The organism is Aquabacter sp. DMC10 (genome assembly GCF_056314145.1).
Genome location: NZ_JBQUYX010000004.1, coordinates 402,792 through 429,638, shown reverse-complemented (window position 1 = coordinate 429,638; position 26,847 = coordinate 402,792). Strand labels below are relative to the sequence as shown.

At 67.0% G+C, this 26,847-nt stretch carries 24 protein-coding genes; 7 read left to right on the top strand and 17 right to left on the bottom strand.

Features of this window, described 5'->3' with window-relative positions; translation table 11 throughout:
- Positions 1–36: 36 nt before the first annotated feature.
- The 6 genes from yidC to ACT54L_RS13520 form a co-directional block, all read right to left on the bottom strand.
- Positions 37–1,875: a membrane protein insertase YidC gene (yidC, locus tag ACT54L_RS13545; protein WP_476086107.1), complete on the bottom strand. Its 1,839-nt coding sequence runs from the start codon at positions 1,873–1,875 to the stop codon at positions 37–39.
- Positions 1,872–2,252: a ribonuclease P protein component gene (gene rnpA / locus ACT54L_RS13540; protein ID WP_476086106.1), complete on the bottom strand. Its 381-nt coding sequence runs from the start codon at positions 2,250–2,252 to the stop codon at positions 1,872–1,874. The genes yidC and rnpA overlap by 4 nt, the downstream gene beginning before the upstream one ends.
- A gap of 27 nt (positions 2,253–2,279) precedes the next feature.
- Positions 2,280–2,414 carry a 50S ribosomal protein L34 gene (gene rpmH, locus ACT54L_RS13535; protein WP_274775623.1) on the bottom strand — a complete coding sequence of 45 codons (135 nt, stop codon included), beginning with the start codon at positions 2,412–2,414 and terminating at the stop codon, positions 2,280–2,282.
- 204 nt (positions 2,415–2,618) lie between these two features.
- Positions 2,619–4,601, bottom strand: a complete 1,983-nt coding sequence (ybaL, locus tag ACT54L_RS13530; RefSeq protein ID WP_476086105.1) for a YbaL family putative K(+) efflux transporter — start codon at positions 4,599–4,601, stop codon at positions 2,619–2,621.
- 239 nt (positions 4,602–4,840) lie between these two features.
- Entirely contained in the window at positions 4,841–5,446 is a 606-nt protein-coding gene (gene leuD / locus ACT54L_RS13525) for a 3-isopropylmalate dehydratase small subunit (protein WP_476086104.1), read from the bottom strand.
- Positions 5,447–5,799: 353 nt separating this feature from the next.
- A complete protein-coding gene (locus tag ACT54L_RS13520; RefSeq protein WP_476086103.1) occupies positions 5,800–6,477 on the bottom strand; it encodes a hypothetical protein in 678 nt (225 codons plus the stop codon).
- 209 nt (positions 6,478–6,686) lie between these two features.
- Here ACT54L_RS13520 and ACT54L_RS13515 point away from each other — a divergent pair, with 209 nt between their 5' ends.
- Entirely contained in the window at positions 6,687–8,534 is a 1,848-nt protein-coding gene (locus tag ACT54L_RS13515; protein ID WP_476086102.1) for a sulfotransferase, read from the top strand.
- 207 nt (positions 8,535–8,741) lie between these two features.
- Here ACT54L_RS13515 and ACT54L_RS13510 read toward each other — a convergent pair whose 3' ends face one another.
- The 11 genes from ACT54L_RS13510 to ACT54L_RS13460 all read right to left on the bottom strand — a co-directional run bounded on the left by ACT54L_RS13510 (position 8,742) and on the right by ACT54L_RS13460 (position 20,899).
- A complete protein-coding gene (locus ACT54L_RS13510; protein WP_476086101.1) occupies positions 8,742–9,290 on the bottom strand; it encodes a cytochrome b in 549 nt (182 codons plus the stop codon).
- 109 nt (positions 9,291–9,399) lie between these two features.
- The gene (locus ACT54L_RS13505; RefSeq protein WP_476086346.1) at positions 9,400–9,849 is read right to left on the bottom strand and encodes a metallopeptidase family protein; all 450 of its coding nucleotides are present in this window, start codon (positions 9,847–9,849) and stop codon (positions 9,400–9,402) included.
- 413 nt (positions 9,850–10,262) lie between these two features.
- Entirely contained in the window at positions 10,263–11,681 is a 1,419-nt protein-coding gene (gene leuC / locus ACT54L_RS13500) for a 3-isopropylmalate dehydratase large subunit (RefSeq protein ID WP_476086100.1), read from the bottom strand.
- Positions 11,682–11,770: 89 nt separating this feature from the next.
- Positions 11,771–11,941 (bottom strand): hypothetical protein, encoded by a 171-nt coding sequence (locus ACT54L_RS13495; RefSeq protein WP_476086099.1) that lies wholly within the window; start codon positions 11,939–11,941, stop codon positions 11,771–11,773.
- Between the two features lie 86 nt (positions 11,942–12,027).
- A complete protein-coding gene (locus tag ACT54L_RS13490; RefSeq protein ID WP_476086098.1) occupies positions 12,028–13,284 on the bottom strand; it encodes an MFS transporter in 1,257 nt (418 codons plus the stop codon).
- A 143-nt stretch (positions 13,285–13,427) separates the two neighbouring features.
- Positions 13,428–14,201: a hypothetical protein gene (locus ACT54L_RS13485; RefSeq protein ID WP_476086097.1), complete on the bottom strand. Its 774-nt coding sequence runs from the start codon at positions 14,199–14,201 to the stop codon at positions 13,428–13,430.
- A gap of 275 nt (positions 14,202–14,476) precedes the next feature.
- On the bottom strand, positions 14,477–16,090 hold the full coding sequence (locus ACT54L_RS13480) for a phosphoenolpyruvate carboxykinase (protein ID WP_476086096.1): 1,614 nt from the start codon (positions 16,088–16,090) through the stop codon (positions 14,477–14,479).
- 288 nt (positions 16,091–16,378) lie between these two features.
- The gene (locus ACT54L_RS13475; protein ID WP_476086095.1) at positions 16,379–17,263 is read right to left on the bottom strand and encodes an NAD(P)-dependent oxidoreductase; all 885 of its coding nucleotides are present in this window, start codon (positions 17,261–17,263) and stop codon (positions 16,379–16,381) included.
- Between the two features lie 172 nt (positions 17,264–17,435).
- A complete protein-coding gene (locus tag ACT54L_RS13470) occupies positions 17,436–19,550 on the bottom strand; it encodes a xanthine dehydrogenase family protein molybdopterin-binding subunit (RefSeq protein WP_476086094.1) in 2,115 nt (704 codons plus the stop codon).
- Positions 19,547–20,014: a (2Fe-2S)-binding protein gene (locus ACT54L_RS13465; RefSeq protein ID WP_476086093.1), complete on the bottom strand. Its 468-nt coding sequence runs from the start codon at positions 20,012–20,014 to the stop codon at positions 19,547–19,549. The genes ACT54L_RS13470 and ACT54L_RS13465 overlap by 4 nt, the downstream gene beginning before the upstream one ends.
- A gap of 174 nt (positions 20,015–20,188) precedes the next feature.
- Positions 20,189–20,899, bottom strand: a complete 711-nt coding sequence (locus tag ACT54L_RS13460; protein WP_476086092.1) for a HugZ family pyridoxamine 5'-phosphate oxidase — start codon at positions 20,897–20,899, stop codon at positions 20,189–20,191.
- 201 nt (positions 20,900–21,100) lie between these two features.
- On the opposite strand from ACT54L_RS13460, the gene ACT54L_RS13455 reads away from it, so the two are divergent.
- The 6 genes from ACT54L_RS13455 to ACT54L_RS13430 all read left to right on the top strand — a co-directional run bounded on the left by ACT54L_RS13455 (position 21,101) and on the right by ACT54L_RS13430 (position 26,672).
- Positions 21,101–21,802 carry a response regulator transcription factor gene (locus ACT54L_RS13455; protein ID WP_209103452.1) on the top strand — a complete coding sequence of 234 codons (702 nt, stop codon included), beginning with the start codon at positions 21,101–21,103 and terminating at the stop codon, positions 21,800–21,802.
- 26 nt (positions 21,803–21,828) lie between these two features.
- Positions 21,829–23,598: a stimulus-sensing domain-containing protein gene (locus ACT54L_RS13450; protein ID WP_476086091.1), complete on the top strand. Its 1,770-nt coding sequence runs from the start codon at positions 21,829–21,831 to the stop codon at positions 23,596–23,598.
- 3 nt (positions 23,599–23,601) lie between these two features.
- The gene (locus tag ACT54L_RS13445) at positions 23,602–24,066 is read left to right on the top strand and encodes an HPr kinase/phosphorylase (RefSeq protein ID WP_476086090.1); all 465 of its coding nucleotides are present in this window, start codon (positions 23,602–23,604) and stop codon (positions 24,064–24,066) included.
- A gap of 114 nt (positions 24,067–24,180) precedes the next feature.
- Positions 24,181–24,582 (top strand): PTS sugar transporter subunit IIA, encoded by a 402-nt coding sequence (locus ACT54L_RS13440; RefSeq protein ID WP_274775608.1) that lies wholly within the window; start codon positions 24,181–24,183, stop codon positions 24,580–24,582.
- A complete protein-coding gene (locus ACT54L_RS13435; RefSeq protein WP_476086089.1) occupies positions 24,551–24,907 on the top strand; it encodes an HPr family phosphocarrier protein in 357 nt (118 codons plus the stop codon). The genes ACT54L_RS13440 and ACT54L_RS13435 overlap by 32 nt, the downstream gene beginning before the upstream one ends.
- A gap of 286 nt (positions 24,908–25,193) precedes the next feature.
- Positions 25,194–26,672: an ATP-binding protein gene (locus ACT54L_RS13430; protein ID WP_476086088.1), complete on the top strand. Its 1,479-nt coding sequence runs from the start codon at positions 25,194–25,196 to the stop codon at positions 26,670–26,672.
- Positions 26,673–26,847: the final 175 nt, after the last annotated feature.

Below are 26,847 nucleotides of genomic sequence, written 5' to 3'. Positions count from 1 at the left end.
CGCCGTCCCGATGGATCTCGCCCCGCTGGGGGCTCCTCAGGCCTTGGTATTGGCCTTTGGCTTCTTCTTGAACGTCGACTTCAGATTGTCGAACAATTCGATCTTCACGCCGTGGCGCTTCATGATGACCGACTGCTGGATCACCGAGAGCGTGTTGTTCCAGGCCCAGTAGATCACCAAGCCGGCGGCGAAATGGGCCAGCATGAAGGTGAAGATGATCGGCATATAATTGAAGATCATCTGCTGGGTCGGGTCCGGCGGGGCCGGGTTCAGCTTCATCTGCACCCACATGGTCACGCCCATGATGAGCGGCCAGGCGCCGAGCATCAGGTAGGTGCCGATGACGGGCACCGAGGACGGGTCCCAGGGAATGAGGCCGAACAGGTTGAAGATGGTGGTCGGATCGGGCGCGGACAGGTCGTGGATCCAGCCGAAGAAGGGCGCATGCCGCATCTCGATGGTCACGAACAGCACCTTGTAGAGGGCGAAGAAGACCGGGATCTGCACCAGGATGGGAAGGCAGCCCGCGATGGGGTTCACCTTCTCCTTCTTGTACAGCTCCATCACCGCCTGCTGCTGCTTGGTGCGGTCGTCCTTGTAGCGCTCGCGGATGGCCTGCTGCTCCGGCTGCAGGGCCTTCATCTTCGCCATGGAGGCGTAGGACTTGTTGGCCAGCGGGAAGAACAGGGCCTTGAGCGCCACGGTCACGATCAGGATGGCGATGCCGAAATTGCCGACAACGCGATAGATCCAGTCGATGACGATGAACAGCGGCTTGGTGATGAAATAGAACCAGCCCCAGTCGATGAGCAGGTCGAAGCGGTCGATCTGGTACTGGCGCTGATAGCCATCCACCACGGACACCACCTTGGCGCCGGCGAACAGGCGCGCCTGGGAGGCCTCGCTGGCGCCGGGGGCGACCGTCTTGCCGGCGGCCAGATAGTCCGCCTGGAAGGTGCGCACGCCCGCCTGGGTGGAGGAGGAGAAGCGCGCATCCACCGCCGCCGCCTGATCGGGGATCACGGTCGCGGCCCAATATTTGTCGGTGATGCCCATCCAGCCGCCCGTCGCCTTGAAGGTGCGGGGCTGGTTGTCCTCCATCTTCGCGTAGGTCACTTCCTGCAGGCCGGAATCGCCCATCACGCCGATGAGGCCTTCATGCAGGATGTAGAAGCCGGCGGTGTGCGGCAGACCGTGGCGGGAGACCAGGGCGTAGGGGTAGAGGGTCACAGGGGCGGCGCCCTTGTTCTCCACCTCGTCCTTCACCGTGAACATATACTGGTCGTCGATGGTGAAGGTGCGCTTGAACAGCAGCCCTTCGCCATTGTCGAAGGTCAGCACCAGCGGGGCGGCGGGCGTCAGCTTCTGGCTACCGGCGGTCCAGACCGTGTCCGGCCCGGGCAGCTTCAGGTTGGAGCCGGGCGCGCTGGTCCAGCCGAATTCCGCATAGAAAGGATTGGGCGCGCCCGAGGGCTCCAGCAGCACGATGTTGGGGCTGTTGGGGTCCACCGTCTCGCGATAGTCGTTCAGCGAGAGGTCGTCCGCGCGGCCGCCGCGCAGATTGATGGAGCCGCGCACCCGGGGGGTGTCGATGGCGACGCGGGGCGAGGCGGCCAGCGCCTGCTCGCGGGTGAGCGCCTTGGCCGGGCCCTGCGCGGCGGTGCCGCCGGGCACGCTGGCGCCGCTCTCCGCGCCAGGCGCCGGGGTGGTGCTGCCCGCCTGCGGCTGGGCCGGCTGGGCCTGCTGCGTCTGGCGCTGCTGCTCGGCCAGCTGGCGCTGCTTCTCCGCCTGCGGAATGCCGAAGAAATACTGCCAGCCGAGGAGGATCGCCAGCGACAAGCCGATGGCGATGAACATGTTGCGATTGTCGGTCATGCCGGACGGCCTCCGTTGGCGGGGGCGGACGTGTCTTTGGGTTTTTTAGAGGGCGCGCCGTGCAGGCGGGCAATGGCGCGCTCGAGATCGCGGGTGAGATCCGAGAAGGGCGCATGCAGGGCATGCGGGCGCGCGACCAGGACGTAATCGTAGCCGGCCCGGCCATGGGCCGGCAGGATTTCCCCTGCCGCCGCCCGGAGCCGCCGCCGGATGCGATTGCGCACCACGGCATTGCCGATTTTCTTGGTGACCGTCAGGCCGAGGCGCACAGTGTCCTCACCGCGACGGTTTCGCCCCTGAAGCAGGAACGAGGCGACGCCGGCCTTGTCGGCCTTGGCTGCCGCCAGGAAGTCACGCCTTTGGCGGAGGCGATCCACGGGACGCAACTCCGCCGGGGGCATGCCTCACGCCGACAGGCGCTGGCGGCCCTGGGCCCGGCGAGAGGCGATGATCTTACGGCCGTTGCGGGTCGCCATGCGCGCACGAAAGCCGTGCCGACGCTTGCGCACGAGCTTGCTCGGTTGATAGGTGCGCTTCACGGTACTTGTCTCCGGGGTTTTGGCGACACCAACTGCGTTCCAGAAGCCTTGGCCTGCGACCGTGTCGCTTGCCCCTCATTCGAGTCCAACTCGAAAATAAGGTTTGGCTCCCGGGAGCCGGAGCCGCCCGAGTTCGGGTCGGGCTTATAGGGGGAGGCGGCCCGCACGTCAACGGTGTAGGCGCCTGCCCCGCTTTCCTTGGCCTCAGGCGGCGGGCTTGGAGGGCTCCGCCTCCGGGGCGGAAGCTGCGGCGGGCGCTGGCGCATCCTGCGGAAGGTCTTCTGCCAGAACGACTTTCACTTCATTGTCCGGGACACCCTCGCGGGTGATGGCGTTTTCCGACGTGGAGGTGAGAACATCGCCCAGATCCGGCAAGGCGGTGCCCGGCGCCAGCAGGTCGGAGCTGGAATCGCCTGCGAAGGGAACTTCCACCGCATCAATGGCGCGGGCGGCCGCATTCTCGGTCTCTCCCTCCGGGCCAGTCGTCGGGGCGTCAGCGGTGGCCTTCTTGTCGAGGCCGAAGACGTGGCCGAGCATGCCGCGCGCCACTTCCCGCTCGCCCATGATGATGAAATTCGCCCCGCCCTGTTTCAGCCGGTCGATCTCCGCATCCGAATGGGCGCGGGCGATGATGTCGAGCTTGGGATTGAGGGTGCGGGCCTTCTTGAGCACGCCGGCGGCGGCAAAGCCGTCCGGAATGGCCAGGATCAGGCGCTTGGCATGGGCAATGTTGGCGGCGACCAGGGCCTCCAGGGCGGCGGCATTGGCGTTCACCACCTCTATGCCGGCCTTGTGGAGGCGCTCCACGGCATCCTCCTGGTCTTCGATGACCACGAAGGGGGTGCCGGCGGTTTCCAGCCCCGCCGCCACCAGGCGGCCGACGCGGCCATAGCCCACCAGGATGGTGTGCTCGGTCTTCTCGGTCTGCGGCAAGGCCGGAACCTTGGCCGCCTCGGGCGTGGGGGCCGCCTTCACCAGATAGGGCCGCAGCTTGTCGATGGCCAGGAAGAAGAAGGGGTTGAGGACGATGGAGAAAATCGCCGCCGCCAAAATCAAGTCCCGGCCTTCCTCCGGCAGCAGTCCAAGGCTCACGCCCAGCGCCGCCAGGATGAAGGAGAATTCACCCACCTGCGCCAGGCTGGCGGAAATGGTCAGCGCGGTGGCATTGCCATAGCCGAACATGCGCACCAGCGCGAAGGAGGCCAGCGACTTGCCCACCACCACGATGAGCAGGGTGGCGATCAGCTCCAGCGGGTGCTTGAAGATGATGGACGGGTCCACCAGCATGCCGACGGACACGAAGAACATGACCGCGAAGGCATCGCGCAGCGGCAGGGTCTCTTCCGCCGCCCGCTGGGAGAGCGGGGATTCCGACAGGACCATGCCGGCAAAGAAGGCGCCGAGCGCGAAGGACACGTCGAACAGAAGCGCCGAGCCATAAGCGACGCCCAGCGCGATGGCGAGCACAGCCAGGCGGAACAGTTCGCGCGAGCCGCGATGGGCCACCCAATGCAGCACCCAGGGAATGACCCGCCGGCCGACAATGAGCATCAGGGCGATGAAGGCCACCACCTTGCCGAGCGTGATGGCCAGGGTGACCGCAATGCCGGCATTGGGGCCCACCAGCGCCGCCGTGGCGGTGGCGGTGGCCGGACGCCCGCCCAGGGCCTCGGAGAGGGCCGGCAGCAACACGAGGGCGAGGACCATGGCCAGGTCCTCGACGATCAGCCAGCCCACCGCCACGCGCCCCTGCTCGCTTTCCAGGATGCGCCGCTCCTGCAAGGCCCGCAGCAGCACCACGGTGCTCGCCACCGACAGGGCGAGGCCAAAGACGAGGCCGCCGCCAAAGCTCCAGCCCAGGAAGTGGGCCAGCCCGATGCCCAGCACGGTCGCCACCGCGATCTGCACGATGGCGCCGGGAATGGCGATGGCCTTCACCGACAGCAGGTCGGCCAGTGAGAAGTGCAGGCCGACGCCGAACATGAGCAGGATGACGCCGATCTCCGCCAGCTCCAGCGCCAGCTCGGGGTCCGCCGTGAATCCGGGCGTGAACGGGCCGCACAGCACGCCGGCGATGAGATAGCCCACCAGCGGCGATAGTTTCAGCCGCTGTGCCAAGGCACCGAGGAGGAACGCCAGGACAATGGCGCCCACGATGGTGGCGACGAGCGGCGAATGATGCGGCACGGGCTACTCCGGAAGTTGGGAATTGATGTTATGGCGGCAGGATCGCCCCAATCCGTTGCAGCCTCGCGACATTCTAGGCGAAAGGCTTGCACGGACGGGAGATTTTCCTCCCCGGACATGACAAAAAAAATGGGCGCCGAAGTGGCGCCCATCTCACGTTACGTCATTTTCCTGAACTTTTTTCCGGTTCCCGCAGCGGGAGCGTGACGGAACCGGCCGCGCCGGGCGCGGCCGCCCCCTCACAGCCAGGGCTGGGTCTGGCCGCGGGCGCCCTCAAAGCGGGTGATGCTGGTTTCCTTCTCCAGCGTCAGGCCGATGTCGTCCAGGCCCTCCAGCAGGCAGCGCTTGCGGAAGGGATCGATCTCGAACGCGATCTTGCCGCCGTCGGGGCCACGGATTTCCTGGGCTTCCAGGTCCACGGTCAAGGTGGCGTTGGCGCCGCGCTCGGCGTCGTCGAACAGCTTGTCCAGCTCCTCGGGGCTCACCACGATGGGCAGGATGCCGTTCTTGAAGCAGTTGTTGTAGAAAATGTCGGCGAAGCTGGTGGAGATCACGCAGCGGATGCCGAAGTCCAGGAGTGCCCAGGGGGCATGCTCACGGGACGAGCCGCAGCCGAAATTATCCCCGGCCACCAGCACCTTCGCGTTGCGGTAGGCGCTCTGGTTGAGGATGAAGTCGGGATTCTCGGTGCCATCCTCGTTATAGCGCATCTCGGAGAACAGGCCCTTGCCGAGGCCGGTGCGCTTGATGGTCTTCAGATACTGCTTGGGGATGATCATGTCGGTGTCGACATTGACCAGCTTCAGCGGCGCGGCAACGCCTTCGAGGACAGTGAACTTTTCCATGTTCCGGGCGGCTCCCTTGCGGCCGGTGGGCCCTTTGGAGCCGTTCTTAGAGCCTGCGCGAGCAAGGTTCAATCGCCGGGTGCGGCCATTGCGCCTTCAGGTCTTCGGATTCGGGACGACAGGACGCTTCGGCGGCCGGGGGCGGCCCGCCAGTCCCACACAGCGATCCGTCCTGAGTGAGAGGGACATCCCGACCAAGCGGGCGCTCCAAATCCCCACAAGCCCTGAGCACTTTGCGCCTGATCTTAGGCGCCAGGATTGCGGCCTGAAGCCCGCTGGATAGCGGCGCATCACTTTCAGAGACGCGCGGCGGGTGGCCCCATGGCGGCGCGGAGACAATCGCTCGTCCTCACCTAACTTTCTCCGGCCACAGCCGCATCGCCCGGGTGGTGTCCGAGCGACAGCCGATCGAACAGGATGCCCTGCTGACGCAGAAAAGTGGCAATTTCGACCGGGGCGGCCAGCTTGTCGATGAGAAGGCCCAGCAACGGCACGAGCACGCCCTGCCGCTTCAACGTCCTCGCAACATCGTGGCCGCAACCATGAACGACAAAGGCCGCGGCACGGCCCGATGCGTGGTTCAGGATCATTTCGGCATGGCGCACATCGTCAGGAACATCGGCGCCGCAAAAGACCACATGGTCAAGCGGGAGCGCCGCGTCTGGGGCTGGACCGGGAAGACATGTCTCGAATCGCCAGTGGTCAATCTCCCGGGTTTGCTCGCGCCAACGGCTCTCCCACGGACAATGGGCAGGATGGACCGAAAATTGCGGGCAAAACGAAATGGAGCGGCGCACACCGGGTAGCAGCCCGCCGAACAGGATGGCAGCGAATCCGCCCATGCTGTTACCCAGCGTAACGATGGTGCGATTGCGATGTGCGGTCAGGAAAGGTGCGAGCATGGTTTCGTCCAAGCTGTTGCACCATAACGCTGGCCGTTCCCGCACAAACGCCACCGGCCACTGGCAGGCACCGCCGGCAGCACTGTTCAATGTCTTGGAGAACTCTTGCGGTTCGATCCCGTCAAACATCGCCTGTACTCCGGCAAAGGCAATCACCGCTTTTTCGGAGCTAGAACTCCCTTCCACAGACAACACCGCGTCCGACGCATTTTGTCGCCAAGACATCCTGCAAAGCCCTTACTGAAAAACACTGCGGACCATAAGATCAGTCATATCATCTTGACCGTTGAAACATAACCGGATTTTTATGACTGCAGTGTAGAGGCCAGGGACCCATCATGACTAATGTTCTTATAACGGGAATGCCACGGAGCGGGACGACGCTGGCTACATTCATGATGAATCACCAGCCGAACGTCATCGCTCTTGCAGAGCCTTTCGGGCTATCGCGGGAATGGGACCGGAAGCACGCGGTGGAACAGATCATCGGCTTGATGCGCGAATACCGCGCCACGGCGCTGGCGCGGGGGGCGCTGATCACAAAGCACGTTGACGGGAAGATCCCGGAAAACTGGGTGGAGCCACCGCAAGACAGCGGGCGCCTCCGGCGCGTTCTGGAACAGCGCGGTCCCCTTACGTTCAACAAGCCACTGAGCGACGATTTCACCTTGGTGGTGAAGCATCCGGCCGAATTCACCGCCCTGGCCGATCTGCTCGTGACCCGTGTCCCTCTTTTCGCAATCATTCGCGACCCCCTTGCCGTGATGGCCGCCTGGCAAACCGTCGACATGCCCGTCCAGCGCGGCCGCATGCCAATGCTGGAGAGCTTTGCGCCAGACAATCTCAAGGCGCGGCTGGATAGCATCGACGATCCGCTGGACCGCCAAGTCGAATTGCTCGCGTTCCAGATGCGAACTTATCTTTCGCTCGGGATGGACAGGATCATTCGGTATGAGGACCTTGTCGCAGATCCGAAAAAGGCTCTTGCGCAGGTGTGCGCTTTACCGGTTCCTGTCCCAGAACACTCTGCCTACGATCCGCAGGAACGGTACAAAGGGGTGGATTTTCCACGGCTTGCCGCACGTCTCCTGCCTATTCTGCCCCTGATAGAGGAGTTCTATCCGGACTTCCGGCAACGCTGGCCGGCGCTCCTGCCGTCGAAGACCGTCGTTGCTGGAAGCTCTGTCATCGACGAGCCAAGCCAGGTGCCCCGTTCGGCTGGCCCCGGGCCAGGTGATGAACCTCGAGTTTTCGTAATGGGCGCGTACATCGCGGCCGGCGGGACGCATATGGCCTATGAAATCGGCCGCGTTGCCAAGCAAAGGCTTGGGCTGTCATGCTATGCCGTGACTTGGGAAAATGAGACCGCTGGCAACTCCGTATTCGACTATCCTGACCATTTTGAATGCGTAACGCGCGACGAACTGGCCACAATCTTACGGCCTCAGGATATTTTGATCTGCAATCCGTCGTTTTCGGACGGCTTGGTGGGGCTGAGCCACCACTGCCGCAAGCTGATGTATGTGCAAGGCTTCAACTCGTTCCGGACGCTGGATTTGTGGTTCGACCGGCACATTGCCGTAGGTGGCTTCACCCGCGATTTCCTCGCGAATGTCTACGGGCTCGAAGCCCCGATCATCAACCCGTTCATAACGACCGGCCATATGCCTCTGGAACCGTGGTGGAGCAGGCCGGCCAACTCGATCTGGTTCTACCTCAAAGGCGATGGGCAGACGCAACTGGCCTTGCTCAAGCGGTTGCGGCAAGAGATCAGCAATATCGATCCGGTGGCCGCCGCGGGGATTGACTGGGATGGATCGATCCTATGGGCGGGAGAGTACAAGCAACGAGCCTTGTTCGCTAAAATCGCAGAGCGGCGCCACTTGATCACCTTATCCGTGTGCGAGGGCTTTGGGCTGGTGCCTTTGGAAGCCATGGCGATGAGCCTGACCGTGCTTGGCTTCGACGGCTTCGGCGGGCGGGAATACATGCGTCGCGGTGTCAATTGTCTCGTCCGGTCCTCTCCCGACCTGACCGGCGTGGCGCAGGATGTACTCGACTGTCTGAAGGACCCGGACAGCGCAGCGGCATTGGCCGCAAATGGCCCCGCCACGGCGGCGCTGTATTCGCGAGCGCGCTTCGAGGAAAGCTGGGAAATGGAATTGCAGGCCATGCTTCAGCGCTGAGACACCTCCCCCCAGGCTTGCCCACGGGGGACAAGCCTGGATCGGCCGGGGTGGGCTGCGAACAGCCACTTTTCGCGCTTCTGGTCCTAAGGCAGCGGAACGTACGCTGCACAGCGGCTACCCAAACTCAGCCGCTCTCGCTTCCGTTGCCGCACATCCCCGTCATCCCTGGTGCCAAACCAGGCGCGGAAAAGGCGCCGGTCACTTTCAGTGGCCGGGCAGCATGCGCCGGAGGACGTCGTCCTTTTTCACAAAATGGTGCCAGAGCGCCGCCGCCGCATGGAGGCCGGCGAGGACGAGAAGGCTGTCGGCCATCAAGCCGTGCACGTCCTCCAACTGATGGGCGAGGGTCCGGTTGGCGGTGAGCGGCGAGGCGATGTCGATGAGGCCGAACAGCGTGATGGCCTTGCCGCTCACGAAAGCGGTGGCCACGCCCAGCGCCGGCACCGCGATGAGCAGCAGGTAGAGCAGCCCGTGCACCGCATGGGAGGCGATGGCCACCGGGCGTGAGAGAGCCGAAGAGGTGGGCGGCACCGTGGTGGTAAAACGCGCCACGAAGCGGGCGGCCACCAGCAGGATCAGCAGGCAGCCGAAAGAAATGTGCAGCCACCAGGTTGTGTTGCGCTCGGGCGTGCCGCGGGCGAACAGGTCCACCACATAGGTCAGCCCATAGGTGGTGAGCACCACCAGCACGGTGAGCCAGTGGATGGCGCGCATGGGCGCCGAATAGCGGGTGACTTCGGGCGAACCGGCCATGACACGTCTTCTCCTGCGACGCTTAGTTTATATTTGTTCTAATGTGGCAGGAGCATGTCGCAATGCGGCATGACGTATCGGCAGACCCGCAGGGCGTCCCCTCCCCGGCTCATGCCTCGGGCTCGGCGTCCAGCGCCTCCGCCTCGATGCGCTCCATGTCCTCGTCCGACAGGCCGAAATGGTGGCCGATCTCATGCACGAGCACATGGGTGATGACGGCACCGAGGCTGTCCTCGTGCTCCGCCCAATAGTCGAGGATGGGACGGCGATAGAGGTGAATGAGGTTGGGCATGCGCCCCGTCTCGGTGACGGCGGAGTCCTGGGCGAGGCCAACGCCCTGGAACAGGCCGAGGAGATCAAAGGGGGTCTCCGCCTCCATCTCGTCCAGCACCTCTTCGGTGGGGAAGTCGTCCACCCGGATGACCACCCCCGCGCACAGGCGCCGGAACGCCTCGGGCAGGCGCGCGAAGGCCTCATCCGCGATCACCTCGAAATCGGCGAGCGTGGGCGCCGTGCGCGGCCGCCAAGCCAAGGCCTCCGCCACCTCCGCCTCGGTCATCTCGATCACGACATCTTCGGCGTCAGACATGCGGCACCTCTGTGGAGTGGCAACGATCAAGGTCTCGTGAGGCGAAGGGGTTTAAGGAACCATTAACCCTGACGCTTCGTTGACCTGCCAGAACATGTGAGGAGGCTGACCATGCTGCGCAAGCTGGCGGTCACCGCGGGTCTGGTGACCATTCTGGGTGTTGCTGCTTATTTCGCGCCCCATGAGCCGCGTGACATTCACGCGTCCATCGAAACATCTGCCATTCTGTGATCCCTGCGCGCCTCAGGCGCGCGTTCTGTGATCATCCGCGCCTCAGGCGCGCGGTCTTTGGTCGCGCGCCACAGGCGCACCGGACCAATAAAAAACCCCTCCGGCGAACCGGAGGGGCTGGGATCGCGTGGGCTCAATGCGCCACGTCGGCGTCAGGCGCGCGGCCACTCCCGCACGTCGACGAACCGGCCGGCAATGGCCGCCGCCGCCGCCATGGCGGGGGAGACCAGGTGCGTGCGGCCCTTGAAGCCTTGCCGCCCCTCGAAATTGCGGTTCGAGGTGGACGCGCACCGCTCCTCGGGAGAGAGTCGGTCCGCATTCATGGCCAGGCACATGGAGCAGCCGGGCTCGCGCCAGTCGAAGCCGGCTTCCTTGAAGATCTTGTCGAGACCCTCGGCCTCGGCCTGCGCCTTCACGAGGCCAGAGCCGGGCACCACCATGGCGTTCACATTGGCATTGACCTTGTGGCCGGCGATCACCGCCGCCGCCTGGCGCAGGTCCTCGATGCGGCCATTGGTGCAGGAGCCGATGAACACGCGATCGAGCGCGATATCCGTGATCTTGGTGCCGGCGGTGAGGCCCATATAGGCCAGGGCCCGCTTCTTGGCGGCGCGCTTGGCCTCGTCGGCGATCTGGTCCGGATCGGGCACGAAGCCTTCCACGGAGATCACGTCCTCGGGGCTGGTGCCCCAGGAGACGATGGGCGGCAGCTTGGCGCCGTCGAGCCGCACCTCGGTGTCGAAATAGGCGCCCTCGTCCGTGCGGAGAGTCTCCCAATAACGCATCGCCGCATCCCAGTCGGCGCCCTTGGGGGCCTTGGGACGGTCCTTGATATAGGCATAGGCCTTCTCGTCGGGGGCGACCATGCCCGCGCGCGCACCGCCCTCGATGGACATGTTGCACACGGTCATGCGGCCTTCCATGGACAGGGCCTTGAACACGTCGCCGGCATATTCGATCACATAGCCGGTGCCGCCGGCGGTGCCGATGGTGCCGATGATGGCCAGCACCACGTCCTTGGCGCCCACGCCTTCGGGGAGCACCCCGTCGACGGTGACGCGCATGTTCTTGGCCTTCTTCTGGATCAGCGTCTGGGTGGCGAGCACGTGCTCCACCTCCGAGGTACCGATGCCGTGCGCCAGCGCGCCGAAGGCGCCATGGGTGGAGGTGTGGCTGTCGCCGCACACGATGGTGGTGCCGGGCAGCGTGAAGCCTTGCTCGGGGCCGACCACATGGACGATGCCCTGGCGGCGGTCGAAGCCGTCATAATATTCGATGCCAAACTCGCGGGCATTCTCGGCCAGCGCGGCGATCTGCGCCACGCTCTCCTCGTCCGGGTTCGGCAGAGTGCGGTCGGTGGTGGGGACGTTGTGGTCCACCACGGCCAGGGTCTTCGACGGCGCGCGCACGGTGCGGCCGGTCATGCGCAGCCCCTCGAAGGCCTGCGGGCTCGTCACCTCATGCACGAGGTGACGATCGATATAGAGCAGGCACGTGCCGTCTTCCTGGCGTTCGACCACGTGGTCGTCGAAGATCTTGTCGTAGAGGGTGCGCGGGGCGCTGGCGTTCATGGTTTTGTGTCCTGAGGAACGGGACCCGCCTGCGCAAAGGGGCAGCGGGCGACGTCGGTGACGAGAAAAAGGCAGCTTGGACGAGGCTATCAGCGCCGAAGGGCGGCGAGCGCAGCGGTCGTGAAGCGGCCGAAAAAGCGTCCCGGCAATCGGACATGATCGGGCACCGCCGCAAATTCCATGGTGGTGCGCGCGAACGACCCGGCGGCGCAATACGCCTCCAGGGAGCGGCACGGACCATTTTCGCGGATCCCGATCATGGCGCGCTTTTTAGCAGTTCCAGTCACGCCCGACAATGCGCTGGCGCGCTCACATCCCGGTGCGGCAGGGGCACGGCGAAACCCGCTCAGGCCCCGCCCGGCGCGGAAGCGGCGGGCACAACGCCCCGTTCGCCCCGGCGCACGGTGGGCGTGCAGATGAGCCAAAACACCACCGCGACCGCCGCCACCCCCGCCAGGGTGCAGAAGGCGGCGCCATAGCCGAACTCCACCGCGATGAAGCCGCCAAGCGAGGGGCTCAGTGCCGCGCCCACGCCCTGCAGGGTCATCACCGCGCCGAGGCCCGCATTCACATGGCCTGTGCCGCGCAGGATGCGGGCGACAATGCCCGGCGTCGCCACCCCCATGAGGCCAGCGCCGACGCCGTCGAGAATCTGCACCGGCAGAAGCGCGGGCAAGGCCGGCCACAGGCCTGCCACCAGCCCGCGCACCGGAAGGGCCAGGAGGGCAATCAGGAAGACGATCTCATAGCCCCGGCTATGGGCAAGGCGGGCGGCGAGCAGCGCCATGGGGATCATGGTCAATTGTGCCACCACCACGGTCGCCGCCGTATAGGCTGCCGGGTCCGCGCCGCCCCGCGCCGCCACCGCCTGGCCCAGCAAGGGCAGCATGGCCGCGTTGGCGAGGTGAAACAGCAGCAAGGTGAGCCCCACCGCCACCAGGGGCCGGGACTTCAGCAACAGCCGGAAGCTGGGTTCCGGGGCGCCATGGGCTTGCGCACCCTTTTCAAGGCCCCGTGCCACGTCATTGTCGATGAGCGCCGGATCAATGCGGGACAGGGCAACAAGGGAGCCCGCCGCCATGGCGATCATCAGCCAGAACACCGCTTCCACCCCATAGGCATAGCCCAGCCAGCCGGCCAGCAAGGCAGCCACCATGTTGCCCGCATGGTTGAAGGCCTCGTTGCGGCCGAGCTGGGCCGGCAGGCCGTCCTGGCCGACGAGCCCTAAGGTGAGCGCGGCGATGGCCGGGCCAATGGCGGCGCCCGCAAGGCCGGTGAGGATCTGGGAGGCCACCACCATGGGTCCGTGCGGCACATAAAGCAGCGCCAGCGAGGCGAGGATCACCACCACGGCGCAGACGGCGATGAGCGCCCGCTTCATGGCGGTGGCGTCCGCCAGCGCGCCGAGCGGAGCCGCCGCCAGCATGCCGGCAAGGCCGCCGGCGGTCATCACATAGCCGATCTGGTCGGGCGCCCAGCCCTGGCCGATGAGGAAGATGCCGAGAAAGGGCCCGAGCCCGTCGCGCACGTCGGCGAGAAAGAAATTGAGCCCGCCCAGCGCCCGCGCCGATGCGCGCTGCGCTGCCCCCCTTTGGTCGCTCATGATGCCTGGCCCCCGCCGGTCCGTCCCCGGCCGCGTGTCTCGCGGCCAGAGCGGATAACCCGATCAGACCCGATTGGCGGACAAACGCCAAGCTTTGGTTTCGGTTCCACGCCAAAGCCTTAGGTCCCGCAGGGGAAGCGGGATCACGATTGGGAGAGGCTCGCCGCCCACGCATCCACCCCGGTGTCCGCCTCCACCACCGGGTCATTCAACGTCCAGCGGGGGATGGTGCGCATGCGCTCCAGCCCGGCAAACAGGGACGTGAAGCCGCCATCCGGGGAGATGTCCCGCAGCGCCGCGTCGAGCACCTGGCCGAAGCCCTGGAAGCCCTCCGCCTCCACCTCGCTCAGATGGATCTGGTTCCACGTGGTGCCGAGCGCCGGGTCCTGGAGGAGGACGGCCGTGGTCTCCAGCGTGCGGAACGTGCCGAGCGTGCCCAGTTCCACCAGCCGCGCGGCGCCCGGCCCGATATAGCGCCGCATGATGTTCCGGTAGGCGGCGAGGAAGGCGAGACCCACGTCCAGATATTCGATGGAGGGCTTGCGATGGGCCCGGTGGGCCGATCCCGCCCAGCCCTTCGGGAAATGGAAGGCGCCAGGCGTCGTCACCAGAAGCTCCGCCCGCAGCAGCCGCACGCCGGGCGGGGGCGCGTCCTGAACCAGCCGGGCGATGGCCTCGGCGGGCACGAGGTCGCGGAAATACACGAACTCCGCATGGCTCCAGACGGGCGCGTCCGACTGGCTCTTGAAGATGGAATGGTGGCGATAGAGCGAGCGACCGAGGCAGGTGGGGCCGAGCTGGTCGCACGCCCCCGCCTCCCGCGCCAGGGCGTCGTCGCCTTCGGCGGAGGGCGCATCCAGGGTGCGCGCCAGCACCACGAGGCGCTGGTCCTGTTCGATGGAGATGAGCCCCGTCATGCGATCCGCCCTGCCGCCTCAGGAAAAGAAGAGGCCGGCGGGATGCCCGCCGGCCCTGTCCGAACTTACATTCGAGGCCCCTCGCCTCTCGAAACGACAGACAGTCACACGGCCTTGCCTCCTGGTCCCAAGAACCACCGTCATGGCCGGGCTTGTCCCGGCCATCCACGGGGTGCCACCAGGAGCGGCATGGGGTGAAGGCGTGGATGCCCGGGACACGCCCGGGCATGACGGTTCAAGGGGTCGGCATGCGTCTTGCCAACGATCCCTCGGCCTCACTCCGCCGCGAGGCGGACCTGCGGCTGGGCCTCGCGCACGGCGGCGTCCACATGCTTCTCGAACTTGGCGAAGTTCTCCTGGAACATGGTGACCAGCTTGCGCGCGGTGACGTCGAACTCCGCCTTATCGGCCCAGGTCTTGGACGGATAGAGGATGTGGGGCTCGATGCCGGGCACGGAGGTGGGAACCGCGAAGCCGAAATAGGGATCGGTGCGGAACGACACGTCCTTCAGCGAGCCATCCAGCGCTGCGGCCAGCAAGGTGCGGGTGACCTTGATGGGCATGCGCCGGCCGACGCCATACTTGCCGCCGGTCCAGCCGGTATTCACCAGCCAGCAGTCCACGCCATGCTCGGCGATGAGGTCGCGCAGCATGTTGCCGTAGACGGAGGGGTGGCGCGGCATGAAGGGGGCGCCGAAGCAGGTGGAGAAGGTGGCCTCCGGGTCCTTCACGCCCTTTTCCGTGCCGGCCACCTTGGCGGTGTAGCCGGACAGGAAGTGGTACATGGCCTGGGCCGGGGTCAGCTTGGCGATGGGCGGCATGACGCCGAACGCATCGGCGGTGAGCATGATGATGTTCTTGGGCTGGCCCGCGCGGCCCGTGGGGCTGGCATTGGGGATGAAGTCCAGCGGGTAGGCGGAGCGGGTGTTCTCCGTCAGGCGGCCGTCATCGAAGTCCGGCACGCGGGTGACGGGATCGAGGATGACATTCTCCAGCACCGTGCCGAAGCGGTCCGAGGCAGCGAAGATCTCGGGCTCGGCCTCCTTGGAGAGGCGGATGGTCTTGGCGTAGCAGCCGCCCTCGAAATTGAAGACGCCGTCCTTGCTCCAGCCGTGCTCGTCGTCGCCCAGGAGGGTGCGGTTCGGATCGGCGGAAAGGGTGGTCTTGCCGGTGCCCGAGAGGCCGAAGAACAGCGCCACGTCGCCGTCCTTGCCCACATTGGCCGAGCAGTGCATGGGCATGACGCCCTTGGCCGGCAGCAGATAGTTCAGGAAGGTGAAGACCGACTTCTTCATCTCGCCCGCATAGGACGAGGAGCCGATGAGCACGATGCCGCGCTTGAAATTGACGGCGATGATGGTGTCGGAGCGCACGCCGTGGCGGGCGGGATCGGCCTTGAAATTGGGCAGATCGATGATGGTCATCTCGGGCACGAAGTCCGCAAGCTCGGCCACTTCCGGCCGGCGCAGCATGGTGCGGATGAACAGGGAGTGCCAGGCATACTCGGTATAGACGCGCACCTTGATGCGGCAGGCCGGGTCGGCGCCGCCATAAAGGTCCTGCGCGAAGAGGGTCTTGCCTTCTGCCTCTTTGAGGAAGTCCGCGTAGAGGACGTCGAACTGGGCTTCGGTGATGGCCCCGTTATTGTCCCACCATACCTCGCCCTCGGTGGTCTCGTCGCGTACGACGAACTTGTCCTTGGGGCTGCGTCCCGTATGTACACCCGTCTCCGCCATCAGAGCGCCGCCGGCGGCCAGCCGGCCTTCCATGCGCTCCAAAGCGTGCTCATAGAGCGCCGGCGCCATCAGGTTCCAATGGACGCCGGTAAGGTGCCGCAGCCCGAACCTGTCCGCGCCGTACGCGCTGTTGCGATGTCCAGTCTCGAGCACGGAGTATCTCCTCTTCCCTCAACATGATGTGGGGCATTCTCGCAGGCACCCCTGAAGGGCGGCCGGTCACGCGGGCGGAGGTTAGTGCCACGTGACCATTCTGTGAACAGGCCCTGCGGAACATCAAAACGATTAAAATGGGCGTGACCTCAACTTTCACGTAACTTCCCGGAGGCCTCGCTTTACCTTTGCACTGCACCATTTCCTTTGGTGCAATGCCGAAGACACCCAGCGGCCGCCGCCGGGGTAACGCCCGGCGCGGCATGATGCGGCCGGGCGGAAAGGGCCTCAATCGGAGCTGTTGGCCCAGAACCCCGCCAGCATGGAGCCATCCTTGGAGCCAAGGCCCTTGGCGGCGGCGGCGTCATAGGCACCGAGCGCGGCACGGGTGACCGGCAGGTCCTTGTGAAGGGCCTTGGCCTCTTCCAGCATGGTGCGCAGGTCCTTGCGGATGCCGTCCACGGAGAAATTGGCGGCCCCCGTGTCCTGCCCGGCCAGGGAGGCCGCGAGCGGTTCGGGGCGGGCTTTGAGGACATTCATGCCGCCCGAGGTATCGGCCAGGAAGTCCACCAGCCAGCGCGGGTCGAGGCCCACATTGCGGCACAGGGTATAGGCCTCGCTCAGCGACTGGTAATAGACCAGCAGCGGCAAGTTGATGGTGAGCTTGAGCGCGGCCCCCGCGCCCACCGGCCCCACATGCTCCACCCTGCGGCACAATTGGTCGAGCAGCGGACGCGCCCGTTCCACATCTGCCGCCTCCCCGCCCACCAGGCCCAGCAGCTTGCCGGTGCGGGCCGGACCGGTGGTGCCGCCCACCGGGCATTCCAGGAAGGCGCCGCCGGCCGCGCGCACCTTTTCCGCCAGCGCGATGATCTCGCGGGTCAGAACGGTGCTGAGATCGATGAAGAGCTGACCCGAAATGGTGCCCGACAAGAGCCCCTTTTCGCCCAGATAGACCTCCTCCAGCGCCGGCCCGTCCAGCAGCGAGGCCATCACCACGTCCGCCCCCTCGACGAGGCCGGCGGGCGTGTCCGCCACCTTGGCACCGGCGGCGATCAGGGGCTGCAGCTTGTCCGGGCTGCGATTGCAGACCGTGACCTCATGGCCGAGCTCCAGGAGGCGCAGCGTCATCGCGCTGCCCATGCGCCCCATGCCCGCAAACCCGATCCTCATGTGCGTCCTCCGTTCGGCCGCCCGCGGTGCGGGGCCATATTCTTGATCTTATATTTATCATACGATCACTTACACCGAGCCAGGGAAAGCGAAAAATCGCACGCCCGGGGTGGTCCCACCTTACAGATTCGCCAACCGCATCCGCCGCCGCTTTCTGGCGCCGCCGGCGAGGTCATTCCTCCAGCAGCGCCGCCATGATGCGCTCGCGCGTCAGCGGCAGATGGCGCAACCGGGCGCCCAGCGCCCGGGCAATGCCATTGGCCACGGCGGCGGCGGTCGGCCCCTGCGACACCTCGCCAAGTCCGAGCGGAGGATGGGCGGGATCGCCGACGAGGCGGGTCTCGATGCGCGGCACCTCGGAAAAGCGCAGGATGGGATAGGTCTCCCAGGTGTTGGAGGAAACCGCCCCCTCGGCGAAGCGCACCTGTTCCTTCAGCGTCCAGGACAGAGCCTGGATGACGCCGCCCTCGATCTGGTTGCGCGCGCCGTCGGGATTGACGATCAGCCCGCCATCCACCGCGCACCACACCCGCGAGACGCGCACCTCCTCTTCCACCGCCAGCTCCACCGCCATGGCCAGATAGGCGGCGGAATTCTTGTAGCGGCTGAATGCGAAGCCCCGCGCAAAGCCTTCCGGGGGTGGCGCGTCCCAGTCGCTCATGCGGGCGGCTTCTTCGATCACCGCGCGGGCGCGGGGGTCGGACATGAGGGAGAGGCGATAGGCCACCGGGTCCAGGCCCGCCGCCTCCGCCACCTCGTCCAGGAAGGACTCCAGCGCGAACACATTGGCGAAGGCGCCGAGGCCGCGCATGGAAGAGGTGCGCACCGGCGCGTCGGTGATGAAATGGTGCACCAAAGTCTGGTGCGGGAAATCATAGAGCAGGAAGGCGTTGCGCGAGGCCCCTCCCCCCGCCGCATCCGGCAGGTCCGCGGGGGCGGGATCGTGGGGCGGCGTCTCCAAGGCGGCCGCCGTGAGCAGGTTGACGGCCCCGTTCATGCCGGGCCGCCCGCCATGGCTCGGGCTGAAGACCTCGATGGTCCAGTCCACCGGCCGGCCAGTCGCATCAAGGCCGGCGGCGAGCTTCACCACCATGGCCGCGCCGAAGGGGGCAACCCCCAGCTCGTCCTCCCGCGTCCACAGCACCCGCACCGTGTGCCCCGGCCGCGCCAGGGCGACGAAGGCGGCGTCGAAGGCGGCATCATCCGCCCCGTTATGACCATAGCAGCCGGCGCCCTGATGGTGGATCACATGGATCGCGGCCGGATCGAGCCCCAGCGCCCGGGCGATGGACCCGCGCAAGGCGAAGACGCCCTGGGAATGGGTCCAGACCGTCAGCCGGCCCTCCTCGAACCTGGCGAGGCCGCAGGAGGGGGCGATGGAGCCGTGGGCGATATAGGGCTTGGAATAGGTGGCCTCCAGTCGCTGAGCCACGGACGCGCCCGACGGGGCGCCGCGCTCCACCACGCGGGGTGGGGCGGCGGAACGGTCCAGCAGGGAGACGGCATCCGCGTCGGTGTCCTTCAGGTCCACGCCGCCGGTCCAGCGGGCGCGGTCCCTGAGGCGGGTGAAGGCGGCTTGTACCTGCGCCTCATCTTCGCCGATGACCGCCACCACATCGCCGGAGCGATGGAAGGTGACGGCGCCGAGGCGCGTGGCGCCGGCCTCGTCCAGCGCCTCCAGATGCGCGCCCCGGCGGGGACGGTGGAGAACGCGGGCATGGAGAAGGTCCGGCGGCGCCAGATCCTGGATGAAGGGCGCGCCGCCCAGCTTTGTGGGCAAATCGATGCGCGGCAGGTCCTGCCCCACCAGCCGCAGCTTGCCCGCCGCCTTGACCGGCGCGGCGCCGGTGGCGGCCCGCGCCAGATCGAGGCCGGGTGCGAGACGCCAATAATCCAGGCCGCTCGGGGCGCCGTCCTTGAGGATGACGCCATCCGCCACGGCGAGCCGCGCCGTCTCGCAGTGCAACTGCCGGGCCGCCTCTTCCAGCAGCAGGGCGCGCACCTCCGCCGCCACGAGGCGCAGCGCCGCGCCCCCCACCTGAATGGAGAGGCTGCCGGCGGTGAAGCCCTCATTGGGCGTGCACGCGGTGTCGCCGGACACCATCGTGACGCGCTCCGGCGCCACGTCCAGCTCCTCGGCGGCGATCTGGAGCAGCGCGGTCAGCACCCCCTGCCCCAGTTCCACCTTGCCGGTGCGCACGCTCACGTGTCCCGGCGCGGGAAAGGCCACCCATTGGTCGAGGCGGGGATTGTCCAGCAGGCTGGCCGGCAGCGCATTGGGGATCATGCCGCCGCCCCCCGCAGGCGCGCGGCGGCCAGCGCCACGGCGCCGATGATGCGCTCATGGGCGCCGCAGCGGCACAGATGGGGATCGAGCGCGGCGATGATCTCCTCCCGTGCCGGATCGGGGGTCCGGTCCAGCAAGCCCTTGGCGGACATGAGGATGCCGGAGAGACAATAGCCGCACTGGCCGGCCTGAAGCTCCAGAAAGGCCGCGCGAAGCGGATGGGCGGCGAGCGCCTCGGCGGTCTCCACCTCCCGTCCCGCGGCCTCGGCGGCGGGGAAGGTGCAAGAATAGGTGGGCTTGCCGTCCACCAGCACCATGCAGGCGCCGCACTGCTCCTGCCCGCAGCCATAGCGCGTGGCCTTCAGGTCCAGAAGGTTGCGCAACACATGGAGGAGCGGGACGCCCTCGTCCGCCGGGGCGGATCGAGGCTGGCCGTTCACGCGCAAAGCGATCTCAACCACCATTCACACTCCTGGAACGCCCCCCTTGGACCGGGAAGGCTGGACGGGCATTGGGGCGCGCGCCGCCCGGTCCACCTGGTCCGGCCGGCGACCGGCCGACCTTTCCCGGGGATCGCGACGGCCTTGGGCCGCATGCCTTATGTTATCGCCCGATCATCCCTGCCCCGCCACCATCCCTCAATCGCCGCCGCGCACCAGCGCAACCAGCATCTTGCGCGCCTCGCCGGCCGTGGTGATGCGAGTGGGAAAATCCAGCCGGCGGGTGCGATCCTCGCGGATCAAGGTGGTGCCGTCGGGATCGATGGACAGCATGCGCCAGCCGGTGCCAGTCTCCTTCAGGAGGCGATGGGCATAGCCCTCTACGGCGTCCAGGTGGTCCTCGTTCATGTGCGAGACGATGCCCTCCACCGCCGCCTTGAGGGCCTCGGCGCCGGTCCAGTCCACGCCCACGTCGGCGCCCGGCAGGGTGACGATGCGCCCGAAGCCCTCCACCAGATGGGCCTCCCGCACGGCCATGCGATAGAAGGAGAAGTCCGTGAAGTCCGCATAGCCGGCGGCCAGGGGATGGCGGGCGAGATAGGTCGCCTTGGCCTCTTCCGCCGGCACGACGGCGATCTCGCCCAGCAGGCTGACGCGCGGGGCATTCAGCGGGTCCTCCCCGCGCGGCCCGGCGAACAGGAGCGAGACGCGGGAATCGGCCGCGAGGTTGCGGGTGTGGCGGGCAAGGGTCGACAGCAGCAGCAGGGGGCGGCCGGCCAGATCCGGGGCCACCGCCACCAGCGAGGCATAGGGCGCCCCTTCCGGCTCCAGGGTCGCGAGCGCCGCGAAACCGGCCTCCGCCACCACCTGCCGCGCCCGCGCGGCCGCATTTTCCCCAGCCTGGGACATGGCCTTTTCTCCTGCTCCGAGGGGGCGATGTGCGATCCCTGTCCCCATCCGTCAAGCAAAGCAAACGGGAAGGGTTTGGAGATTGTGTGATTTCCCGTTATTTTCCGGGAATGATCGGAACCGGTGTCACATTTCGGCCACGCGAACCGGCTTCACCGAAACAGGCTGAAAACAGCCGCTCCGACGCATGAAAGAGGTGTCATGCCCACGATCGCCCTGGTCGACGACGACCGCAACATCCTGACCTCGGTCTCCATTGCTCTGGAGGCGGAAGGGTATCGGATCGACACCTATACCGACGGAGTGTCCGCGCTCGACGGATTCAAGACCAATCCGCCGGACCTTGCCATCTTCGACATCAAGATGCCCCGCATGGACGGCATGGAACTGCTGCGCCGGGTGCGCCAGAAGACCGACATGCCGGTAATCTTCCTCACCTCCAAGGATGAGGAGATCGACGAATTGTTCGGCCTCAAGATGGGCGCCGACGACTTCATCAAGAAGCCCTTCTCCCAGCGCCTCCTGGTGGAGCGCGTGAAGGCCATCCTGCGCCGCATCGGCGCGAAAGATGGCACGGCGCCGCGCGAGACCGACAGCGCCAAGGTGCTGGAGCGCGGCCAGCTGCGCATGGACCCGGAGCGCCACACCTGCGCCTGGAAGGGCGAGCCCGTCACCCTCACGGTCACCGAGTTCCTGATCCTCCAGGCGCTCGCCCAGCGCCCCGGCGTGGTCAAGAGCCGCAATGCCCTGATGGATGCGGCCTATGACGATCAGGTCTATGTGGACGACCGCACCATCGACAGCCACATCAAGCGCCTGCGCAAGAAGTTCAAGTCGGTGGACGACAATTTCGACATGATCGAGACCCTGTACGGGGTCGGCTACCGCTTTAAGGAAATGTGAGGCCGGGCGCTCCGGCGCCCACTGCCATGGCGGCCCAGACCGAAGATCTCCCGGCGGACATGCGTCCGGCCCGGCCCCCGCGCGGGCTCTGGGGCCTGCTGCGGCGCATCCGCCAGTTCGTGGCGTTCAAGAGCTTCTCCAGCCTGACGCAGCGCATCGTGCTGCTCAATCTGGCGGGGCTGTGCGCGCTGGTGTCGGGCATTCTCTATCTGTCCGAGTTTCGCGCCGGCCTCATCGATGCGCGGGTGCAGAGCCTCCTGGTGCAGGGCGAGATCATCGCCGCTGCGGTCGCCGGCTCCGCCCAGGTGGAAACCAACGCCATCACCATCGACCCGGAAAAGCTCCTGGAATTGCAGACCGGGGACAGCTACGGGCCGGCGGAAGAAGGCTTCGCGCCGCTGGAATTTCCCATCAACCCGGAACGGGTCGCCCCGGTGCTGCGCCGCCTCGTGGGCCCCACCGGCACCCGCGCGCGCATCTATGACCGCGACGGGGTGATGCTGCTCGACACCCGCTCGCTCTATTCCAAGGGCGAGATCCTGCGCTTCGACCTGCCGGCGCCCACCGAAACCCCGCCCAGCCTCCTGCTGCGCGCCTGGCGCGGGGTGCAGGCATGGATCGGCCGGCGGGAATTGCCGCTCTACAAGGAGCTCGGCCCCCAGAGCGGCAAGGAATACCCGGAAGTCGCCTCCGCCGCCCTCGGGCAGAAGGCGTCCGCCGTGCGGGTGGACGATCGCGGCCGGGTGGTGGTCTCGGTGGCGGTGCCCATCCAGCGCTTCCGCGCCATTCTGGGCGTGCTGCTGCTCTCCACCCAGGGTGGCGAGATCGACCAGGCGGTGGAGGCGGAGCGCTTCGTCATCGTGCGCGTCTTCCTGGTGGCGGCGGTGGTGATGGTGCTCTTGTCCATCCTGCTCGCCGGCACCATCGCCGATCCCGTGCGCAAGCTGGCTGCCGCCGCCGAGCGGGTGCGCCGGCGCATCAAGAGCCGGGTGGAGATCCCCGACTTCACCTCAAGATCCGACGAGATCGGCCATCTGTCCGGCGCCCTGCGCGACATGACCTCGGCGCTCTACAACCGCATCGAGGCCATCGAGAGCTTCGCCGCCGACGTGGCGCACGAATTGAAGAACCCGCTCACCTCCCTGCGCTCGGCGGTGGAGACCCTGCCGCTGGCCAAGACCGACAAGTCCCGCGATCGCCTCATGGAGGTGATCCAGCACGATGTGAAGCGTCTGGACCGCCTCATCTCCGACATTTCCGATGCCAGCCGCCTAGATGCCGAACTCCAGCGCCAGGAGGCGGGCAATGTGGACCTCCGCCAGATGCTGGAAATGGTGGTGGGCATGGCCCAGGACGTGCGGAAGGACGACGGGGTGAGCGTCGCCTTGTCCTTCGAGCGCGCCCCCGGCGCGCCGGCCGACTTCGTGATCGTCGGCCACGCGTCGCGGCTGGGGCAGGTGGTGGACAATCTGGTCTCCAATGCCCGCTCCTTCTCGCCCCGCGGCGGCACGGTGCACGTCACCTGCCGGCGCCTCAAGCAGGGCGCGGAGATCATTGTCGACGACGAAGGGCCGGGCATCCGCCCCGATGCGCTCGCCAAGATCTTCGAGCGCTTCTATACGGACCGTCCGCACCAGGGCTTCGGCCAGAATTCGGGCCTCGGCCTGTCCATCTCGCGCCAGATCGTGGAAGCCCACGGCGGCAAGATCTGGGCCGAGAATCGCATGGGCAAGGACGAGGCCGGGGAAGAAACGGTGCTCGGCGCGCGCCTCATGGTGCGCCTGCCGGCAGGCTGAGCCATGTCTTCAGGTCCGGCCCCAGGTGCCCCCTCCCCCTCCATCCATGCCAGTTGCGTGCTGGTGGGCGAGACCGGCATCCTGATCCGGGGGCCGTCCGGTTCCGGCAAGTCGTCGCTGGCCTTGTCCCTCATCCTCGACCCGCCACGGGTGCTGCCCGCCGCGCGCCTGGTGGCCGACGACCGGGTGCATCTGACGGCCACGCAGACGGGCCTTTTCGCCCATGCGCCGCCGGCGCTCGCCGGCCTCATGGAGGTGCGCTACCTGGGCATCCGGCGGTTCGACCATGTGGACCGCGCGCGCCTCGGCCTGGTGGTCGATCTTGCGGCAGCGGATGCCGCCCGCATGCCGGACGGCGCGGGCAGCGTTGCAAATTTAGACGGCTTTGCGCTTCCTCGCCTTGCAATTCCGCCCGGCATGACCGCGCGCCTCGTGCTGGCGGCCTTCCTTCAGGGCAAGATTCCCTGATCCCTTATGTGCTTTTGTGCGATGCACCCCTTGCGTAATTTTTGAGCCGCTCTGAATATGTCGGTCCCGCAGTGCGGGAGGCCTCCGCCCCGAACTGGCTGAGGCGGAGGGAACATGATCGGTCTCGTTCTCGTCACCCATGGCCGCCTGGCCACAGAATTCTGCTCCGCTTTGGAGCATGTGATGGGCCCACAGAGCCAGATTGCCGCGGTCACCATCGGCCCCGACGACGACATGGAGCGCCGCCGCCACGACATCATCGAGGCGGTGGATCGCGTGCGGGCGGGCCAGGGCGTCGTCATCCTCACCGACATGTTCGGCGGCACGCCCTCCAACCTTGCCATATCCGTGATGAACGCGCCCGACGTGGAAGTGGTGGCGGGCATCAATCTTCCCATGCTGGTGAAGCTCGCCAAGGTCCGCGCCGAACTGCCTCTCGCGGAGGCGGTGAACGTGGCGCAGGAAGCGGGCCGGAAATATATCAATGTCGCAAGCCGTGTCCTTGCCGGAAAGTGAAAGCGTGTCAGCGGAGGCCGTAACCGAGGCCTGTGGCTCTCCCGCTCCTGCCGGCGCCCTCGTCCGGGTGCTTCCCATCATCAACAAGCGCGGCCTGCATGCGCGGGCGTCCGCCAAATTCGTGCAGACGGTGGAGCGCTTCACCGCCTCCGTCACCGTGTGCCGCAATGGCGAGGCGGTGGAAGGCAATTCCATCATGGGCCTGATGATGCTGGCCGCCGCTCCCGGCACCACCGTCACCGTCACCGCCACGGGCAAGGAGGCCCGCGAGGTGATGGAGGCGCTCACCACCCTGGTGGCCGACCGTTTCGGCGAAGAGGAATAGGCGCGCCACCGGCGCCGCCGCCCCCCGATTTGCCTCCGGGACATGCCCCCCGGCGAAAGCCCCCCACCCCCGAGTGACACGCAAGCGCCTCGGCGCGTCCGAAAATCCGCGCGGGGCCGTCCGCCCGGGTGCGCGAGCAGAGGCTTCAGCGTGACTGTTGACGACGCCCCGGAGCGCCTGTGCTGACGCAAGGCTGGCCTTCCAGCCCGCCGAAAGCCACAATCACGGGGTTATGAACGCAAGGGCGACCGCCAGGACCGGCGGCTCCGCCCGCGGCATGGAAGGCATGTTCAGGCTTCAGGACCCTTTCTCCGGCTCCTACCGTGCCCTCAAGGAGCGGCGCGTGCGCCTCGGCCTGTCCGGCAAGCTGCTGCTGCTCACCATCGCCTTTGTGACGGCAGCGGAACTTGCCATCTTCGTGCCGTCCATGGCCACCTTCCGCCAGCGCTGGCTGTCCGACCGGGTGGCGGCGGCCCGCACCGCGGCCCTGGTGCTGGAAGCCGCGCCCGAGGAAGCCGTGCCGCCGGACCTTGCCCGCCAGCTTTTGGAGAGCGTCGGCGCCCAGGTGGTGGTGGTCAAGCGGGAGGACACCCGGCGCCTGCTGGCCATGTCTGACATGCCCCCCGCCATCGACCTGCACATCGACATGCGCCAGACCACCATGCTCGAAGCGGTGTGGGAGGCGGTCGACACCCTCGTCTCCGGCGGCGACCGCACCTTGCGCGTGGTGGCCGCGGCGCCCCGCGACGGCGACTTCCTGGAGATCGTGGTCGCCGAAAAGCCGCTGCGGGCGGCCATGCTGCGGTTCGGAGCGACGCTGTCCGTGCTCTCGCTGCTGGTCTCGGCCATTGCCGGCTTTTTGGTCTATGTCAGCCTCCACCACATGTTCGTGCGTCCCATGCGGCGCCTCACCGAGCGCATGAGCGCCTATCGGGAGGCGCCCGAGGATGCCTCGCGCATCATCGTGCCCTCCGGGCGGGGCGATGAGATCGGCATCGCCGAGGAGGCGCTGGCGGAGCTCCAGCGCGGGCTGTCCCAGACCCTGGCGCAGAAATCCCATCTGGCGGCCCTGGGCATGGCGGTGTCCAAGATCAATCACGACCTGCGCAACCTGCTGGCCTCCGTGCAGCTCATCTCCGACCGCCTGGCCGCCCTGCCGGACCCCACCGTCCAGCGCTTCGCGCCCAAGCTGATGAGCGCGCTGGACCGCGCCATCACCTATTGCGAGCAGACCTTGTCCTATGGCCGCGCGCAGGAGGCCTTGCCCGTGCGCCGCAAGGTGGAGCTCGGGCCGCTGCTGGACGAAGTGCGCGAGACGCTGGGGCTCGGCGCCGATTCGTCCATCGGCTGGATCGCCTCCCTCGATCGCTCCCTCGCCGTGGATGCCGACCCCGACCAATTGTTCCGGGTGCTGCTCAACCTCACCCGCAACGCCCGCCAGGCCCTGGAAGCGCGCGCGCCCAACGATCCCGCGCGCGACCAGATCCGCCTGTCCGCCCGCCGCCGGGGCACGGTGGTGGAGATCGAGGTGAGCGACACCGGCCCCGGCATTCCCGCCGATCGGCGCGAGCGCCTGTTCGCCGCCTTCCAGGCCTCGGCCCGGCGCGGCGGCACCGGGCTTGGCCTGCCCATCGCCGACGAACTGGTGCGCGCCCATGGCGGCGAGCTGCGCCTGGTGGAAGGCACCATGGGCGCCACCTTCCTCATCTCCATTCCCGATCGCACGGCGGACCTGCGCCTCGCCTCCCGCCGCGCCAGCGCTTGAACACCGGGTCCTGCCCCGGCGTGTCATGCCCGCGTCATCCACAGGCCCGCGCCGTCGGCATGGCCAATCTGCGCGATGGGCCTTGCCTTCAAAATGAGAGGCGGGTAAGAGACAGCCCTCGCCGACGCACACCGTCGGTGAGCCTCTCGCCGGACCATCCGACCGGCACGGTGGA

Coding starts and splice junctions, on each gene's coding strand:
- ACT54L_RS13440 (WP_274775608.1), top strand. CDS start 24,181: ATGATCGGTCTCGTTCTCGTCACCCATGGCCGCCTGGCCACAGAATTC.
- ACT54L_RS13435 (WP_476086089.1), top strand. CDS start 24,551: ATGTCGCAAGCCGTGTCCTTGCCGGAAAGTGAAAGCGTGTCAGCGGAG.
- ACT54L_RS13475 (WP_476086095.1), bottom strand. CDS start 17,263: ATGAGGATCGGGTTTGCGGGCATGGGGCGCATGGGCAGCGCGATGACG.
- ACT54L_RS13445 (WP_476086090.1), top strand. CDS start 23,602: ATGTCTTCAGGTCCGGCCCCAGGTGCCCCCTCCCCCTCCATCCATGCC.
- ACT54L_RS13470 (WP_476086094.1), bottom strand. CDS start 19,550: ATGATCCCCAATGCGCTGCCGGCCAGCCTGCTGGACAATCCCCGCCTC.
- leuC (WP_476086100.1), bottom strand. CDS start 11,681: ATGAACGCCAGCGCCCCGCGCACCCTCTACGACAAGATCTTCGACGAC.
- ACT54L_RS13505 (WP_476086346.1), bottom strand. CDS start 9,849: ATGACCGAGGCGGAGGTGGCGGAGGCCTTGGCTTGGCGGCCGCGCACG.
- ACT54L_RS13430 (WP_476086088.1), top strand. CDS start 25,194: ATGTTCAGGCTTCAGGACCCTTTCTCCGGCTCCTACCGTGCCCTCAAG.
- ACT54L_RS13485 (WP_476086097.1), bottom strand. CDS start 14,201: ATGACGGGGCTCATCTCCATCGAACAGGACCAGCGCCTCGTGGTGCTG.
- ACT54L_RS13490 (WP_476086098.1), bottom strand. CDS start 13,284: ATGAGCGACCAAAGGGGGGCAGCGCAGCGCGCATCGGCGCGGGCGCTG.
- ACT54L_RS13465 (WP_476086093.1), bottom strand. CDS start 20,014: ATGGTGGTTGAGATCGCTTTGCGCGTGAACGGCCAGCCTCGATCCGCC.
- ACT54L_RS13510 (WP_476086101.1), bottom strand. CDS start 9,290: ATGGCCGGTTCGCCCGAAGTCACCCGCTATTCGGCGCCCATGCGCGCC.
- ACT54L_RS13495 (WP_476086099.1), bottom strand. CDS start 11,941: ATGATCGGGATCCGCGAAAATGGTCCGTGCCGCTCCCTGGAGGCGTAT.
- ACT54L_RS13455 (WP_209103452.1), top strand. CDS start 21,101: ATGCCCACGATCGCCCTGGTCGACGACGACCGCAACATCCTGACCTCG.
- leuD (WP_476086104.1), bottom strand. CDS start 5,446: ATGGAAAAGTTCACTGTCCTCGAAGGCGTTGCCGCGCCGCTGAAGCTG.
- ACT54L_RS13450 (WP_476086091.1), top strand. CDS start 21,829: ATGGCGGCCCAGACCGAAGATCTCCCGGCGGACATGCGTCCGGCCCGG.
- ACT54L_RS13515 (WP_476086102.1), top strand. CDS start 6,687: ATGACTAATGTTCTTATAACGGGAATGCCACGGAGCGGGACGACGCTG.
- ACT54L_RS13520 (WP_476086103.1), bottom strand. CDS start 6,477: ATGTTTGACGGGATCGAACCGCAAGAGTTCTCCAAGACATTGAACAGT.
- ACT54L_RS13460 (WP_476086092.1), bottom strand. CDS start 20,899: ATGTCCCAGGCTGGGGAAAATGCGGCCGCGCGGGCGCGGCAGGTGGTG.
- yidC (WP_476086107.1), bottom strand. CDS start 1,875: ATGACCGACAATCGCAACATGTTCATCGCCATCGGCTTGTCGCTGGCG.